The 15185-nt window shown below is 64.8% G+C and carries 13 protein-coding genes; 5 read left to right on the top strand and 8 right to left on the bottom strand.

Features of this window, described 5'->3' with window-relative positions; all coding sequences use genetic code 11:
* The first annotated feature begins 18 nt into the window (after positions 1-18).
* The 4 genes from MNI96_RS18470 (at position 19) to MNI96_RS18455 (ending at position 3645) form a co-directional block, all read left to right on the top strand.
* On the top strand, positions 19-477 hold the full coding sequence (locus MNI96_RS18470) for a cyclic nucleotide-binding domain-containing protein (RefSeq protein ID WP_249695563.1): 459 nt from the start codon (positions 19-21) through the stop codon (positions 475-477).
* Between the two features lie 19 nt (positions 478-496).
* Positions 497-1315 carry an MBL fold metallo-hydrolase gene (locus MNI96_RS18465; protein ID WP_249695562.1) on the top strand — a complete coding sequence of 273 codons (819 nt, stop codon included), beginning with the start codon at positions 497-499 and terminating at the stop codon, positions 1313-1315.
* 119 nt (positions 1316-1434) lie between these two features.
* Positions 1435-2766 (top strand): adenylate/guanylate cyclase domain-containing protein, encoded by a 1332-nt coding sequence (locus MNI96_RS18460; RefSeq protein ID WP_249695560.1) that lies wholly within the window; start codon positions 1435-1437, stop codon positions 2764-2766.
* Positions 2767-2877: 111 nt separating this feature from the next.
* Entirely contained in the window at positions 2878-3645 is a 768-nt protein-coding gene (locus MNI96_RS18455) for an SDR family NAD(P)-dependent oxidoreductase (RefSeq protein ID WP_067341340.1), read from the top strand.
* Between the two features lie 131 nt (positions 3646-3776).
* Here MNI96_RS18455 and ilvD read toward each other — a convergent pair whose 3' ends face one another.
* The 6 genes from ilvD to MNI96_RS18425 all read right to left on the bottom strand — a co-directional run bounded on the left by ilvD (position 3777) and on the right by MNI96_RS18425 (position 10436).
* A complete protein-coding gene (gene ilvD, locus MNI96_RS18450; RefSeq protein ID WP_249695558.1) occupies positions 3777-5621 on the bottom strand; it encodes a dihydroxy-acid dehydratase in 1845 nt (614 codons plus the stop codon).
* A 169-nt stretch (positions 5622-5790) separates the two neighbouring features.
* Positions 5791-6501: an ABC transporter ATP-binding protein gene (locus MNI96_RS18445; RefSeq protein WP_249695556.1), complete on the bottom strand. Its 711-nt coding sequence runs from the start codon at positions 6499-6501 to the stop codon at positions 5791-5793.
* The gene (locus MNI96_RS18440) at positions 6501-7253 is read right to left on the bottom strand and encodes an ABC transporter ATP-binding protein (protein ID WP_249695553.1); all 753 of its coding nucleotides are present in this window, start codon (positions 7251-7253) and stop codon (positions 6501-6503) included. Before MNI96_RS18440 ends, MNI96_RS18445 begins: the two co-directional genes overlap by 1 nt.
* Positions 7246-8247, bottom strand: a complete 1002-nt coding sequence (locus MNI96_RS18435) for a branched-chain amino acid ABC transporter permease (RefSeq protein ID WP_249695551.1) — start codon at positions 8245-8247, stop codon at positions 7246-7248. The genes MNI96_RS18440 and MNI96_RS18435 overlap by 8 nt, the downstream gene beginning before the upstream one ends.
* Positions 8248-8251: 4 nt before the next feature.
* Entirely contained in the window at positions 8252-9175 is a 924-nt protein-coding gene (locus tag MNI96_RS18430) for a branched-chain amino acid ABC transporter permease (RefSeq protein WP_249695549.1), read from the bottom strand.
* 94 nt (positions 9176-9269) lie between these two features.
* Entirely contained in the window at positions 9270-10436 is a 1167-nt protein-coding gene (locus tag MNI96_RS18425; protein WP_502960358.1) for an ABC transporter substrate-binding protein, read from the bottom strand.
* Positions 10437-10699: 263 nt separating this feature from the next.
* Here MNI96_RS18425 and MNI96_RS18420 point away from each other — a divergent pair, with 263 nt between their 5' ends.
* Positions 10700-11212: a hypothetical protein gene (locus MNI96_RS18420; RefSeq protein WP_249695547.1), complete on the top strand. Its 513-nt coding sequence runs from the start codon at positions 10700-10702 to the stop codon at positions 11210-11212.
* Positions 11213-11226: 14 nt separating this feature from the next.
* Here MNI96_RS18420 and MNI96_RS22030 read toward each other — a convergent pair whose 3' ends face one another.
* Both MNI96_RS22030 and MNI96_RS18410 read right to left on the bottom strand, forming a co-directional pair.
* On the bottom strand, positions 11227-12618 hold the full coding sequence (locus MNI96_RS22030; RefSeq protein WP_249695545.1) for a DUF418 domain-containing protein: 1392 nt from the start codon (positions 12616-12618) through the stop codon (positions 11227-11229).
* A 134-nt stretch (positions 12619-12752) separates the two neighbouring features.
* A complete protein-coding gene (locus tag MNI96_RS18410; RefSeq protein WP_249695544.1) occupies positions 12753-15092 on the bottom strand; it encodes a bifunctional salicylyl-CoA 5-hydroxylase/oxidoreductase in 2340 nt (779 codons plus the stop codon).
* Between the last annotated feature and the right edge of the window lie 93 nt (positions 15093-15185).

Raw genomic sequence — 15185 nt, 5'->3', positions numbered from 1 at the left:
GCTCCCGAAGGAGGACATGTGACCCTTGATGCGGAAGTCGATGCGTTGCGGCGTGTGCCGCTTTTCCGGGGCATCGACGCCACCAAGCTAAGGCTCCTGGCCTTCATCTCCGACCGGACGCGCTTCACGCCGGGCGAGCACCTTTGCGATCAGGGAGACGAGGGCGATTCTGCTTTCATCATCCTTGCCGGTGAGGCCGAGGTGCGTGTGAGCACCCCGGACGGCGAACGCGCGGTGGCGCGGCTGGGCGAGAATTCGATAGTTGGCGAGATCGCGATCCTGTGCGACGTTCCCCGGACGGCCACTGTCGTAGCTACCAAGGAGATGGACGTCCTGACTGTCTCGAAGGATGATTTCCTCCGTCTCCTCAAGGAGTTCCCGGATATGTCGCTAGAGGTGATGCGCACGCTCGCCAAACGCCTGGATCGTACCACGCAGGATCTCGTTGCACTCCAGTCCGCGGGCGGCAGGGCGTGAAGACGGGGATGGCCTTTCTGTGACCCTTTCGCTGAAGCTGTGGGGCGTGCGTGGCTCGACGCCGACGCCCGGTCCCTCGACACTGCGCTACGGCGGAGAGACCACGTGTTTCGAGGTTCATGCCGGTGATGACATCTTTATGATCGACTGCGGATCAGGCGCGCGTAATCTGGGAATGGAACTGCACGCCCGTCCGCCGGCAGAATACGACCTCTTCTTCACCCATACTCATCTCGACCATATTTGCGGATTGCCGTTCTTCACGCCCGCCTATGACGACCGGTTTTCCATCAACGCCTGGGCCGGGCATTTCGCCGACAGTTCCGGGCTGATGGACATCATCTGCCGCATCATGTCGCCGCCGATCTTTCCCGTGGCAGCCAACACGCTGCGGGCGGTGACTTTCCGCAACTTCCGCGCCGGTGGAGAGGTCGAGCGCAAGGGGGCGGCACGCTTGACCACGGTTGCCCTCAACCATCCGGGCGGCGCCACGGGCTATCGGATTGCGCATGAGGGAAAATCGATCTGCGTGATAACCGATCACGAGCATGGCAATGCCGAAGTGGATCGGGCCGTCCAGCGCTTCGTGGAAGGCGCCGACGTGATGATTTACGACGCCATGTATACGGACGAGGAATATGCTCGTTATGCCGGTTGGGGACATTCCACCTGGCAGAAGGGTGTCGAACTGGGGTTGGAGGCCGGGATCTCGCAAGTGGTTCTGCATCACCATGATCCGAGGCGGTCCGACGATGCGCTCGACGCTATCGGCGAAGAAGCCTCCCGCCGGCATCCCGGGGCTGTTGTCGGACGTGAGGGGATGGTTGTCGTTCCGTGAGGCCGAAGGTGACATCCTTGCCGAGGTGACGATCGCAAGACGGTCGGACCCGTCGAGGGAAAGTGACGAGGCTGCGAGAACGCCTGTGCGTTAGGATCGTCCTGGCGAGGGGAGGGGCGATGGCACGAGCCGGCAAAAGAGGTGACCACGCGAGCGGCGTTCCCGCGCGTGTGCGCTTGGAAATCGCTCGGCGCGAAACAGAGGCGGAGCGTCTGATCGGCTGGATCCAGCTGGCCATGGTGCTGTTCTTTGCGGTGCTTTACTCGCTCGCGCCTCGTGCGGAAGGGGGCGGCGGGTTCAACTTCGTGCCACTGGCTCTTGGCGCCTATTCCTTGTTCACGATCCTGCGTGTGGCGCTGTCCTACCGAATAGACCTGCCGTTCTGGTATCTGGTGATTTCGGTCATCGTCGACGTTGCTCTTTTGTGCGGACTGATCTTCTCGTTCCATATCCAGTACGCGCAGCCGGCGACCTTCTATCTGAAGGCGCCGACGCTGATGTATCTGTTCCTGTTCATCGCGCTGCGGGCGCTGCGCTTCGAGCCGCGCTTCGTGTTGATAACCGGCCTCGTCGGGGCGCTCGGCTGGGGTACGCTGGTGCTCTATGCCGTCCTCCAGGGCATGGGTTCCATGTCCATCACTCGCAACTACGTCGAGTATCTGACCTCGAACGCGATCCTGATCGGCGCAGAACTCGACAAGGTCATCGTCATCCTCGGGGTTACCCTGTGTCTTTCCGTCGCGCTCTACCGCGGGCGCAGGATGTTCTTCGAAGCAGTGCGCGACCACGCGGCCGCTCAGGACCTGAGACGGTTCTTTGCACCGGAGGTGGCCCGTTCGATCACTGGCGCCGAGGAAGCGCTGACTGCGGGGCAGGGAAGGCTGCGGGACGCTGCCGTCATGATGGTCGACATCCGCGGCTTCACGCGTATCGCTGCCACCTTGCCGCCCGAGACGGTGATGATGATCCTGTCTCGATACCAGGAAGCGGTGCTTCGCGTCATCTCTCGCCATGGAGGCGAGGTCGACAAGTTTCTCGGTGACGGGGTTTTGGCGACGTTTGGTGCGGTCGCGCCCAGTCCGACAGCGGCGGCGGATGCGGTGCGGGCGGGCCTGGAACTTCCGCGGGTTTTCGCCGATCTGGCACCGGACCTGACGCTTGTGGGGTGGCCTGAAGCCTTGCGGGCGGGGGCGGCCATTGCGTCCGGCCCGGTCACGGTCGGCGTGGTGGGCGCCGCCGGCAGGCTCGAGTTCACCGTCATTGGAGATGCAGTCAACCGAGCGGCAAAACTGGAGGACGCCAACAAGCAACAGGGCACCACCGTGCTGACGGATGCTGCCACCTATGCGGCTGCGGTGGCTCGCGGTTTGGCGGATTTCGGGCCGGAAATGCGCCCTTGCCAGGTCGTGCCCGGGCTGTCCGAAAGAGCCGATCTCATCGTTCTCGCATGACGTTAGGTCATAGGCGGCAGATGCTTGACCGCTCGTCCGCTTCCTGCCACCTGTTGCTCACCCATCCGGTCCAGAAGGTGCGTTGCACCTCGATAAAATCAGGGAGTGAACATGAAGCTTGGGGAAGGAATTGCCGCCGTCGTAACGGGCGGTGCGTCGGGTCTTGGCGCTGCGACGGCCCGCCGTCTTGCCGCCGCTGGCGTGAAGGTCACGCTGTTCGACATGAATGTGGAGCAGGGCGAGGCGATCGCCAAGGAGATCGGTGGCGCTTTCGTCGCGGTCGACGTGACCAACAATGACAGCGTCAAGGCCGGCTTTGCGGCCGCTCGCGAGCATTTTGGTGTCGAGCGCATTCTCGTCAACTGTGCGGGTATCGCACCGGTGGCCAAGACCACGTCGCGCGGCGAACCGCACCCGCTGGACATGTTCGAAAAGGTGATCGCGGTCAATCTGGTCGGTACCTTCCGCTGCATTGCGCATTCGTCCACCGCGATGGTGGAGCTTGATCCGGTCACGGCCGACGGAGAGCGCGGTGTCATAGTTTCCACGGCTTCGGTGGCAGCGTTCGACGGCCAGATCGGCCAGGTCGCCTATGCCGCATCCAAAGGCGGTGTTGCCGCCTCGACGCTGCCGATCGCCCGCGATCTGTCGAAGTCCGGCATTCGCGTCATGACCATCGCTCCGGGCATCTTCGAGACGCCGATGCTGCTCGGCCTTTCGCAGGAAGTGCAGGATTCGCTCGGCCAGCAGGTGCCGTTCCCCTCGCGCCTCGGCCGTCCGTCGGAATATGCGGACCTCGTCGCGGCGATCTGCGAAAATCCGATGCTCAACGGCGAGACCATCCGTCTCGATGGCGCGATCCGCATGGCACCGCGCTGATGCGCAGGTGCAGGCAATGTGCACCGCGCTGACGCGCGGGTGCCTCAGATGGTTGGCACCGTATTCATGCGCACAAAATGAAACCGGCCGCCCGATGGGCGGCCGGTTTTTCGTATTCTGCGGCTGGTGGCTCAGTCGACGCGGCGCACGGCGCCTTCTGCGGCCGAGGTCGCAAGCAGCGCATAGGCCTTCAGGGCCGTGGAGATCTTGCGCGTGCGCTTCTCGCCCGGCTTCCAGGCATCTGCGCCCCTGGCTTCCATCTCCGCACGCCGGCGCGCCATCTCCTCGTCCGAGACGACAAGGTGGATCGTGCGGTTCGGGATGTCGATCTCGAGCGTGTCACCCTCCTGCGCAAGGCCGATCTCTCCACCTTCCGCCGCCTCGGGCGAAACGTGGCCGATGGACAGGCCGGAGGTGCCGCCGGAGAAGCGCCCATCGGTAACGAGGGCGCACTTCTTGCCGAGACCTTTCGACTTCAGATAACTCGTCGGATAGAGCATTTCCTGCATGCCGGGACCGCCGCGCGGGCCCTCATAGCGGATCAGCACGACGTCGCCGGCTTCGATCTTGCCGGTGAGGATGGCGCTGACCGCGCTGTCCTGGCTTTCGAAAATGCGGACACGGCCGGTGAACTTGAGAATGGATTCATCGACGCCGGCCGTCTTCACGATGCAGCCGTCACGGGCGATGTTGCCGTAGAGAACCGCAAGGCCGCCGTCCTGGGAGTAGGCATACTCCTTCGCACGGATCACGCCCTTTTCGCGGTCGGTGTCGACGCTGTCGTAGCGGCAATCCTGCGAGAAGGCGGTCTGGCTGGGGATGCCCGCCGGTCCGGCGCGGAAGAAGTCGTGGACGCTCTGGCTGGTGGTGCGCTTCACGTCCCAGCGATCCAGCGCGTCGGCGACGCTCGGCGAATGGACCATGGGCAGGGACGTGTCGAGCAGGCCGGCACGGTCAAGCTCACCGAGAATGCCCATGATGCCGCCGGCCCGGTGCACGTCTTCCATGTGAACATGCGAGACCGACGGGGCGACCTTGCACAGCACCGGCACCTTGCGCGACAGCTTGTCGATGTCGGCCATCGTGAAGTCGATCTCGCCCTCGCGGGCCGCGGCCAGCAGGTGCAGCACGGTGTTGGTCGAGCCGCCCATGGCGATGTCCAGCGACATGGCGTTGTGGAACGCCTGACGGTTGGCGATCGAGCGGGGCAGCACGCTGTCGTCGTCCTGCTCGTAATAGCGACGGGTGACATCGACGATCAGGTGGCCGGCCTCGACGAACAGCCGCCTGCGGTCCGCGTGGGTGGCGAGCGTCGAGCCGTTGCCGGGAAGCGACAGGCCGAGCGCCTCGGTGAGGCAGTTCATCGAGTTGGCGGTGAACATGCCGGAGCAGGAGCCGCAGGTGGGGCAGGCGGACCGTTCGATGGTCTGAACGTCTTCGTCGGACATGCTGTCGTCGGCCGCCGCGACCATCGCATCGACCAGGTCGAGGTGGCGCTCCTTCCCGTCGGCCAGCTTCACCTTGCCGGCTTCCATCGGGCCACCCGAGACGAACACGGCCGGGATATTGAGGCGCATTGCGGCCATCAGCATGCCGGGAGTGATCTTGTCGCAGTTGGAGATGCAGACCATGGCGTCGGCGCAGTGGGCGTTGACCATGTATTCGACGCTGTCGGCGATGATCTCGCGCGAGGGCAGCGAGTAGAGCATGCCGTCATGGCCCATCGCGATACCGTCGTCGACGGCGATCGTGTTGAACTCCTTGGCAACGCCGCCGGCAGCCTCGATCTCGCGGGCGACCAGCTGGCCGAGATCCTTCAGATGCACATGACCCGGCACGAACTGGGTGAAGGAGTTGACCACGGCAATGATCGGTTTGCCGAAATCTCCGTCCTTCATGCCTGTGGCGCGCCACAGGCCGCGTGCGCCCGCCATGTTGCGTCCGTGGGTGGTGGTTCTGGACCGGTAAGTCGGCATGCTCGCCTCGATCAGTTCGTATGACTATTAGTTCGGAAGGATGGGGTACGGGATCGGGACCGTCGACGCAAGGAAATTGCTGGACAGGCCGACAATCCGGCCATGCGTTGCGCGCAAGGGTGCCGGATCGGGCGCATTGTGCGCCCGTATGGGCTGAAAATCGGAGTTTTCACACGCTGAGATAGCGCTCGCGGATGGTTGGGTCGGCCTTCAGCTCGGCGCTCGTGCCGCTCCAGGCGACCTGGCCCTTTTCCACCACCACATGCCTGTCGGCCAGGACTTCCAGCGCCTCGACATTCTTGTCGACCACGAGGATCGACTGGCCGTCGCCCTTGAGCCGCTTGAGGCAGGCCCAGATCTCGGCGCGGATCAGCGGGGCCAGGCCCTCCGTCGCTTCGTCGAGGATGAGGAGCTTCGGGTTGGTCATCAGCGCCCGGCCGATGGCGAGCATCTGCTGCTCGCCGCCGGAGAGCTGGTTGCCCATGTTGGAGCGGCGCTCCTTGAGACGCGGAAAGAACTCGTAGACCCGCGACAGGGACCAACCCGGCGTTGCGCCGAACCGGTTTGCGGAGGTCGCAACAAGGTTTTCCTCCACCGACAGTGTCGGAAATACCTGGCGACCTTCGGGCACTAGGCCGAGACCGCACTGCGCGATCCGGTAGGAGGGCGCGCCCGTTACGTCCGTGCCCTCGAAGCGGATCCGACCGCTGCTGGCGGACATCATCCCCATCAGCGTGCGGATGGTCGTCGTCTTGCCCATGCCGTTGCGACCCATCAGAGTCACGACTTCGCCGGTGCCGACGGTAAAGCTCATGCCGAACAGCACTTTCGCTGCGCCATAGGCGGCCTCGATGCCCTCCAGTTCCAGCAGATGGCTCATCAGGCGGCCTCCTCGCCGAGATAGGCTTCCCGCACCTTGGTGCTGGCGCGGATCTGGTCCGGCGTGCCGGTCTCGATGATCTGTCCGTAAACGAGGACCGAGATGCGGTCGGCAAGCGCGAAGACTGCGCTCATGTCGTGCTCAACAAGGAGCATCGCATAGCGGCCTTTCAATTGGCTGAGGACCTCGACCAGACGGTCGGTCTCCTCACGCCCCGTGCCGGCCATCGGTTCGTCCAGAAGCAGCAGCTTCGGCTCGCAAGCCATGGCGATGGCGAGCTCCAGCGCGCGTTTTTCGCCATGCGACAGGATGCCGGCCGGCAAGTCGGCGCGATGCGAAAGGCCGAGTTCTGCGAGGCAGGCGAGGGCGCGGTCGTTGAGATCGCGGTCGCGCGAGACATTGCGCAGAAAGCGGAACGAGTGGCCCTGTTTCGCCTGCAGCGCTAGCGCGACGTTCTCGCGGGCCGTGAAGGCCGGCAGGATTTCGGTGATCTGGAAGGAGCGTGCCAGGCCGATGCGCGCTCTTGCATGCATCGGGAGGTGGGTCACGTTCTCGCCGGCGAAGCGGATGCTGCCGCCGTCCGGGCGCAGCGAACCAGAGATCTGGCCGATCAGCGTGGTCTTGCCGGCCCCGTTCGGGCCGATGATCGCGTGGATCTCGCCGGGCAGCACGTCGAGCGATACGTGGTCGGTGACCTTGAGCGCGCCATAGGCCTTGGTGAGGTCCTGGAGCTGCAGGATCGGATCAGCCATTCTTGCGTCCTCCGCCGAGCATTGCGGTCAGGCCGCCCTTGCCGAACAGCACGACCAGCACGAGAAGGGGGCCGAAGATCAGCCGCCAGTGCTCGGTGAAATGCGCCAGCACTTCCTCCAGCACGAGGAAGCTTGCGGCTCCGACGATGGAACCTGCGAGCGAGCCGAGGCCACCCAGGACCACCATGACGATGAGTTCGCCCGATCGGTGCCAAGACATGTAGGCCGGGGACACGAATTCGGCCGCATTGGCAAGCAGCGCGCCGGCAACGCCGGCCATCATCCCGGCGATCACATATGCGACCAGCCGATACCAATAGGGATCGATACCGACGGCCCGAAGCCGCATCTCGCTCTGCTTGGCGCCCTGCAGCACCCTGCCGAAGCGGGAGGCGACGATGACCCGCGCAATGACATAGCTCAGAATCAGCATGCCGAGGACCACGTAGTAGAACGTCGTCCGGTCGCTGAGGACGGAGGAGGCGAAGATCTCGGTGCGGCCCCAGATGGTCAGCCCGTCGTCGCCGCCATAGGCCGACAGCGAGGTTGCCGTGTAATAGGCCATCTGTCCGAAGGCGAGGGTGATCATGATGAAGTAGACGCCGCGCGTCTTCAGGCTGATGGCGCCGGTAATCGCAGCGAACAGACCGCAGACGAGAAGCGTAACGGGAAGCGAGACGGTCACGTCCCAGTAGCCGTGCTCGGCGAGGATGCCCACGCTGTAAGCTCCAAGGCCGAGATAGGCGGCATGGCCGAAGCTGACCAGCGCACCGAAGCCGAGTATCAGCGACAGGCTGACGGCGGCGATGGCAAACACCATCACACGAATGGCGAAGAAGACGAAGAACGTGTCGTTCAACGCGCTGGCCATCGGCGGCAGCAGGGCGAACAGGATGAACGCGACGGCGGCGATCAGCGTCTCGCGGGAACGACGCCGGACAGGGACCATGGAACTGGTCGCGGGGCCGGTCGTGGAGACGGGACTTGCGGTCATCGGCTCAGCCTCCGCGCGCCGGGAACAGGCCGGTCGGCCGGAAGAACAGCACCGCAGCCATCAGGAGATAGATCAGCATCGAGGCGATGGCCGGGCCGACGCCGTTTGCGGCGGACGGCGACATCACCAGCTTGGCGATATCGGTGGCAAAGCCCCGACCGAGCGTGTCGACGAGCCCGACGATCAGCGCTGCGATGAAGGCGCCGCGGATCGAGCCGATGCCGCCGATGACGATCACGACGAAGGCGAGGATCAAGAGGTTGTCGCCCATGCCCGGCTCGACGACCAGGATCGGCGCGGCGAGGATGCCGGCAAAGCCCGCGAGCATCGTGCCGAAGCCGAAGACCAGCATGAAGAGGCGGCGGATATCGACGCCGAGCGCGGCCACCATCGGAGCGTTGGTGGCGCCGGCACGCACCAGCATGCCGGCGCGGGTGCGGGTGACGAGGAGGTAAAGCACGGCGGCGACGACCAGACCGGCAACGATCAAGGCGATGCGGTAGACCGGATAGAGCAGGCCGTCCATCAGCTCGAAGGAACCGCTCAGCAAGTCGGGCATCGGCAGGGTCAGCGGGGTGGACCCCCAGATGGTGCGGACAGCCTCATTGAGGAAGAGGATGATGCCGAAGGTCGCGAGCACCTGGTCAAGGTGATCCCGGTCGTAAAGATGCCGGAACACCAGCAGTTCGAGAACCAGCCCGACGACGAGTGCGCCAAGCATGCCGAACAGCAGGGCACCCCAGAAGGTGCCGGTGAGGCTGTATCCGGTGACGGCGAGATAGGCTCCGAGCATGTACTGCACGCCGTGCGCCAGATTGATGAAATCCATGACGCCGAAGACCAACGTCAGGCCCGCAGCGATCAGGAACAGCAGGATACCGAGTTGCAGGCCGTTCAGCGTCTGGACGGCAAGAAGGGTGGCGCTCAACGGACCGGCCTCGTCGGTTGCGCAAGCATTGCGGTGGGATGGGGGCGGGCGAAAAACCCGCCGGGGCGTGCACATGCCCCGGCGGGGAACTGCATCAGTTCATTCCGCACTCGCCGACATAGGCGTCGATCTTGTCGTCGAACACCTTCTCGACGGTCTCGGTGGCGTACTTGCCGTCTTCGCGCTTCACGGCCTTCACCACGTACACGTCCTGGATCGGGAAGTGGTTGGTGTTGAAGCTGAAGTCGCCGCGAACGCTCTCGAACGGAGCTTCCTTCATGGCTGCCATGAGCTTGGCCTTGTCGGCCTTGCCACCGGCCTTCTTCACGGCGCCGTCGATCAGGCGCGCAGCGTCATAGCCCTGCGAGGCGTAGATGGACGGAACGTAGCCATATTCCTCTTCGAAGGCCGCGACGAAGGCCTTGTTGGCCTCGTTGTCGAGGTTCGGAGCCCACTGCGCGCCGGACAGCAGGCCGAGGGCGGTTTCCTGGGTCGCCGGCAGCGTCGTCTCGTCGACGGTGAAGGCCGACAGGAACGGCACCTGACTGGACAGGCCGGCCTGGGCATACTGCTTGACGAGGTTCACGCCCATGCCGCCCGGCATGAAGACGAACACTGCGTCCGGCTTGGCCGCGGCGATCTTGGTCAGCTCCGAGGAGAAGTCGAGCTGGCCGAGCTGCGTGTACATCTCGTCGACGATTTCGCCCTTGAAGTAGCGCTTGAAGCCGGCGAGCGAGTCCTTACCAGCCTGGTAGTTCGGCGCCATGATGACCATGCGCTTGTAGCCGGCATCCTCGGCATACTTGCCCATCGCCTCGTGGTTCTGGTCGTTCTGGTAGGACGTGGTGAAGAAGTAGGGCGAGCAGGCCTTGCCGGCGATCGGCGAGGGGCCCGCATTGCCGCCGACAAAGATCTTCTCGGCATCGATGATCGGCTTGTAGACGGCCATCATCACGTTGGAGAAGACGATACCGGCCAGCATGTCGACCTGGTCGCGCTCGATGAGGCCGCGTACCTTGGTCAGAGCCGCATCCGGCTTCAGCTCGTCGTCAACCACCAGAACCTCGGTGTCGAGGCCGCCGAGCTTGCCGCCGGCCTGCTTGACGCCGAGCAGGAAGCCATCGCGCATGTGCTCGCCAAGCGCGGCCGGCGGGCCGGACAGCGTGGCGAGGAATCCGATCTTCAGGCTTTCGGCCTGAGCGGCCATGCCGGTCAGGCCAAGTGCCGCTGCGGCAACTGCCGCCGTGAACATACGCTTCATTGTAGTCTCCCCTCAGGACCGCCCGCATCGAGGCCCTGCGGCCCCTGCGTGCATCTGGATGGCATATGGTCGTTATCGCGGCTGTTCCGCCGCTTCCGCTCTCCCGGCGGCCAGGAAATATTTTAAGCCTAAAATATTTCCTCTGTGAAGCCCCATCATGCACGGACGCGCAAGTTAAGCATGCGGAAAGCGGAAACCGAATAGGCTCCAAGATGTTTCCGGCAGGCAATTTGTGGGGGCAGGCAGCCCAAGGAGCGGTGAAGATGGCGGCATGGTACGGGAGAGGGAAGACAGGCACGCGTGCCGTGGTGCTTGCCGGCGCTTTTGCCTGCCTGTTGTCGATGCCGCCGGCGGGCCGCGCTGATTCCGGTCCGGAACCGGTCGATCCGACTCGCTCGCAAGCCTGTATCGACATGGCATCCGACTTTGCCGATCAGGACACGCCGAGAGGGCCGGATGCGGACGATGTTGCCGCGGCCGGCATCGACGGCGCCATCGTCGGCGGTCTCGCAGGACGCGACCGTTTCGGCACGGGCTGGAGCCCTGGAGGCGCCGCGCGCGGCGCGCGGACCGCCGGCGGCATTGTCGCGCTACAGGGGCTTGGCCGGGTGGACGTAGAGGCGTGGCAGGCAGCCTTCGACAAGGCCTATGCCGCCTGCATGGCCGGAGAACCGCGTCCGCTGACCCGCCGGGAGCGCTGCCGGTCCACAGGCATCGTCGTGGGAGGCGGACAGCAGGGCGGTGTTGGCGTTTCGTCGCGTCGGGATTGCGACTGACTGTCCGGCCTGCCTCAGGCCTTCCGGTTAGCGCCCGTGGATGCCTGCGGCCCTTGCTGGACCAGCCAGCGCAGCAGCCATTCGAGCGGACCCTGATGCCCTGTGCGCTGCCAGGCGAGGGCGAAGAGGATCTGCGCGACGTTGATGCCGAGCGCGATCATCAGAAGCTGATGGTGCTCCATCGATCCGAACAGGCCGAAACCGAAGCCGTAGAACACGATGCCGCAGATCACGGTCTGGCCGATATAGACCGTGAGGGGGATCTTGCCGACCGCCACGAAGGGTGCGAGCAGGACCCGTCCCGCGCCGCTGCGCGCCAGCAGATTGGCCAGGCCGATCAGGCCCAGGCCGATCAGCAGTCGCCGAAGATTGTAAAAATAGGCATCCCACGATCCGAGCGACCAGCTCTCGAACCCGGGGATCGCGTTGGTGCCATGGACCAAGAAACCGAGGAAGATGCCGCCCGAAAGGCCGGCGAGAGCCAACGCCGCGTATTGCCCGGTGCTCCACCCGCCCGAGAAGGCTCCCAGTCGATAGAGCGCCATGCCGAAGAACATCATCGCGCCGACATCGAGGATGTGGTCGGTGAAGAACAGCGTCGTCTGCTCCTGGAATGTCTCGGGAGCAAGGTTGCGAACCACTTCGGTATAGCCGGCAAGGCGTTCGTCCATCTCCGCCAGAGCCATGCGCTCCAGCTCCTCGAACATAGCCGCCTCGTCCTCGCTCTCCTGCTGTTCCGCTTCCTGCTGCGCGTTGTCCTGGGGCGGGGCCAACGGGGGCTGGCCGGCGCCATCCGGCTGCGCGTCGGTACCCTCGTCCGGCAGCACCTGCTCGCTCTGGGCCGCCTCGAACGCATCGCTCGAGATCTGGTCGAGCGACAGGCCCGTCCCATCCTTCAGGGAGGAAATGGCGAAGACCACTAGGGCGATGGCCAGCAGCTTGCGGCCCGACAGATTGCGGAAGACGAAGAGAAACATGCCCAGAAGTCCGTAGACGTAGAGCACGTCATGCGGCCACAGCAGCAGGTATCCATGGATGATGCCGAAGGCGATCAGCCACATCAGTCGGCGGAAATAAAGATCGGCAGCCAGCAGTCCTCCCGGATCGCGGGCGTGCCGCTCCATCAACAGGATCGCCGTCGCACCGAAGATCAGCGAGAACAGCCCGCGCATGGTTCCGTCGACGAAGATGACGACGAACAGCCAGGAAGCGACGTTCGAGACGACGGCCTCGCCCCATTCCTCGGGCAGGGAGAAGGCGACCGCCGGCATGCCGAAGACGAAGATGTTGCGCCACAGGATGCCGAGGGCCGCAAGGCCGCGCAGGGCGTCCAGCACGACCAGCCGGCTCGACCCGGCCGCGTTTGCGGCCGCATCGGCGCTGGTCCGACGGATACTTTGATCCACGGTGTGATGTCCGGAAAGGAGAAGACTTGCGCGACTGCTTACTCCCGGGCGCCGAGTCGCACAAGTGCGATTGCAAAGGGCGCGGCCTGCTGCCGCAGGTCGCGCCCTGATATCGGCTTGGCGGTTTTCCCTTCCTATTCCGCGGCTTCGCGGTAGGCCGGGTTGTGCGTCTTCGGCTTCGCCTTGAGCTTCAGTTCCTTCAATTCCTCGCGAGCACGCTCGGCATTGCGCAGCAGCTGGAACTTGCCCGGCTGGTACTGCTTCGGCGCGAAGATGTCGCCGACGCCATAGTCGCCCGCCGCGCGCAGGGTGAAGGACGGGTCCGCCAGATGCGGCCGTCCGAGCGCGATCAGGTCCGCACGCCCAGCCGCCAGGATCGTGTTGGCCTGGTCCGCCGAGGTGATGGCGCCGACCGCCATGGTGGCGATCTCGGCCTCGTTGCGGATCTGGTCGGCGAAGGACGTCTGGAACATGCGGCCGTAGACCGGTGAGCTCGCCGGGCTGGTCTGTCCGGTGGAGACGTCGATGAGATCGGCTCCGGCCTGAGCGAAGGCGCGGGCGATCACGACGCTGTCGTCGCCGGTGATGCCGCCCTCGATCCAATCCGTCGCCGAGACGCGCACCGACATCGGCTTGTGCTGCGGCCAGGCCGCCCGCATCGCTTCGAACACCTCCAGCGGATAGCGTAGGCGGTTCTCGATGGAGCCGCCATACTCGTCGTCACGCTGGTTGGTGACCGGCGAGAGGAAGCTTGCCAGCAGGTAGCCGTGCGCGCAGTGCAGCTCGATCATGTCGAAGCCGCAGGCGATTGCCCGCTCGACGGCGGCGACGAAATCCGCCTTCACCGCATCCATGTCCGCGCGGTTCATCGCCTTGGGCGTCTGGCTGTCCGGATAGTAGGGCAGGGCAGACGCCGACAGAATCGGCCAGGCTTCGCCTTCGGGCAGCGGGCGGTCCATGCCCTCCCACATCAGCTTCGAGGCCCCCTTGCGCCCGGCATGGCCGAGCTGCAGGCAGATTTTCGCATCCGACTGACCGTGGACGAAGTCGACGATCCGCGTCCATGCGCTCTGCTGCTCGTCGGTCCACAGGCCGGCGCAGCCAGGCGTAATGCGCGCGGTCGGCGAAACGCAGGTCATCTCGGTGAAGACGAGGCCGGCGCCGCCCATAGCGCGCGAGCCGTAGTGGACGAGGTGGAAGTCCTGCGGCATGCCGTCGACCGCGGAATACATGCACATCGGCGAGACGACGAAGCGGTTCGAGACCTGCATCTCGCGCAGGCGCAGCGGCTGGAATGCGGGAACCGTCGGGTTCTGCGTGTCGACGTCGAGCCCGGACGCCTTGACCTTCTCAGCAAAGGCGCGGGTTGCGGCCGCCACGAAGTCGGGCGCGCGCAGCTCCAGGTTGTCGTAGGTGATCGCCTTGGATCGAGTCATCACACCGAAGGCGAAGGTGACCGGATCCATGTGCCAGTAGCGCTTCACGTGCTCGAACCACACCAGCGACACGTCGGCCGCGTGCTGGGTCTTCTCTACCTCTTCGCGGCGCGTTTCCTCGAAGTCGGCAAGGGCGTCAGCAATGCTCGGCTTGCGCATGACGCTCTCGTAGAGCGCGATGGCGTCCTCCATGGCCAGCTTGGTGCCGGAGCCGATGGAGAAGTGCGCCGTCGACTTGGCATCGCCCAGCAGCACCACATTGCCCATCGTCGTGCGGGCGTTGCGGATCATCGGGAAGTTGCGCCACATCGAGCGGTTGATCAGCAGCTTGTGGCCATCGAGTTCCTCGGCGAACACGCCTTCCAGGCAATCTGCGGATTCCTGCTCCGACATCGCGCCGATCCCGGCCTTCTCGAAGGTTTCCGGATCGGTCTCCAGGACCCAGGTCGAGCGGCCCGGCTCGTACTGGTAGGTGTGGGCGATGAAGATGCCGTGCTCGGTTTCCTTGAAGTAGAAGGTGAAGGCGTCGAGCGGCTTGGTGGAGCCCATCCACGTGAACTTGTTGGGGCGCAGGTCGACAGAGGGGCGGAAATGGTCCCGATGCGCCTCGCGCACGGCCGAATTGATACCGTCGGCGGCGACGATCAGGTCGGCGTCGGGGAACTGTTCGATACCCGGCACGTCCGCCTGGAAGTGCATCTCGACGCCCAGCTCGCGGGCGCGCTCCTGCAGGAGCAACAGAAGCGTGCGGCGGGAGCAGCCGCAGAAGCCGTTGCCGCCGATCCGGAAGCTCGCGTCCTTGTAGTGGATTGCGATGTCGTCCCAGTAGGCGAAGTTCTCGGTGATCGCGCGATAGCTCTCGCGGTCGTATTTCTCGAAGGTTTCCAGCGTCTGGTCGGAAAACACCACGCCGAAGCCGAACGTGTCGTCCGCCCGGTTGCGCTCGTGCACGGTGATGCGGGCCGACGGGCGCGCCTTCTTCATGAGGATCGCGAAATAGAGCCCCGCCGGGCCGCCGCCGATGACCTCGATACGCATGACCAGATCCTTCCCTGTCCGTTCTCGGTTTGCGGGACATCGCCGCCGGCTGGATCTCCGCTGGCCTCCCGTCGGGCCGGCGTGCCGCCGGTA

It is taken from the genome of Stappia sp. WLB 29, from assembly GCF_023507705.1.
In the GTDB taxonomy this organism is placed as follows: Bacteria; Pseudomonadota; Alphaproteobacteria; order Rhizobiales; family Stappiaceae; genus Stappia.
Note: the sequence above shows the minus strand (reverse complement) of the source record. Positions and strands in the feature narration are given on the sequence as shown.

What these genes read in the sequence shown, in the direction of transcription:
- MNI96_RS18460 (WP_249695560.1), top strand. Translation starts at nt 1,435, where the DNA reads ATGGCACGAGCCGGCAAAAGAGGTGACCACGCGAGCGGCGTTCCCGCG.
- MNI96_RS18455 (WP_067341340.1), top strand. Translation starts at nt 2,878, where the DNA reads ATGAAGCTTGGGGAAGGAATTGCCGCCGTCGTAACGGGCGGTGCGTCG.
- ilvD (WP_249695558.1), bottom strand. Translation starts at nt 5,621, where the DNA reads ATGCCGACTTACCGGTCCAGAACCACCACCCACGGACGCAACATGGCG.
- MNI96_RS18445 (WP_249695556.1), bottom strand. Translation starts at nt 6,501, where the DNA reads ATGAGCCATCTGCTGGAACTGGAGGGCATCGAGGCCGCCTATGGCGCA.
- MNI96_RS18440 (WP_249695553.1), bottom strand. Translation starts at nt 7,253, where the DNA reads ATGGCTGATCCGATCCTGCAGCTCCAGGACCTCACCAAGGCCTATGGC.
- MNI96_RS18435 (WP_249695551.1), bottom strand. Translation starts at nt 8,247, where the DNA reads ATGACCGCAAGTCCCGTCTCCACGACCGGCCCCGCGACCAGTTCCATG.
- MNI96_RS18425 (WP_502960358.1), bottom strand. Translation starts at nt 10,436, where the DNA reads ATGAAGCGTATGTTCACGGCGGCAGTTGCCGCAGCGGCACTTGGCCTG.
- MNI96_RS18420 (WP_249695547.1), top strand. Translation starts at nt 10,700, where the DNA reads ATGGCGGCATGGTACGGGAGAGGGAAGACAGGCACGCGTGCCGTGGTG.
- MNI96_RS18410 (WP_249695544.1), bottom strand. Translation starts at nt 15,092, where the DNA reads ATGCGTATCGAGGTCATCGGCGGCGGCCCGGCGGGGCTCTATTTCGCG.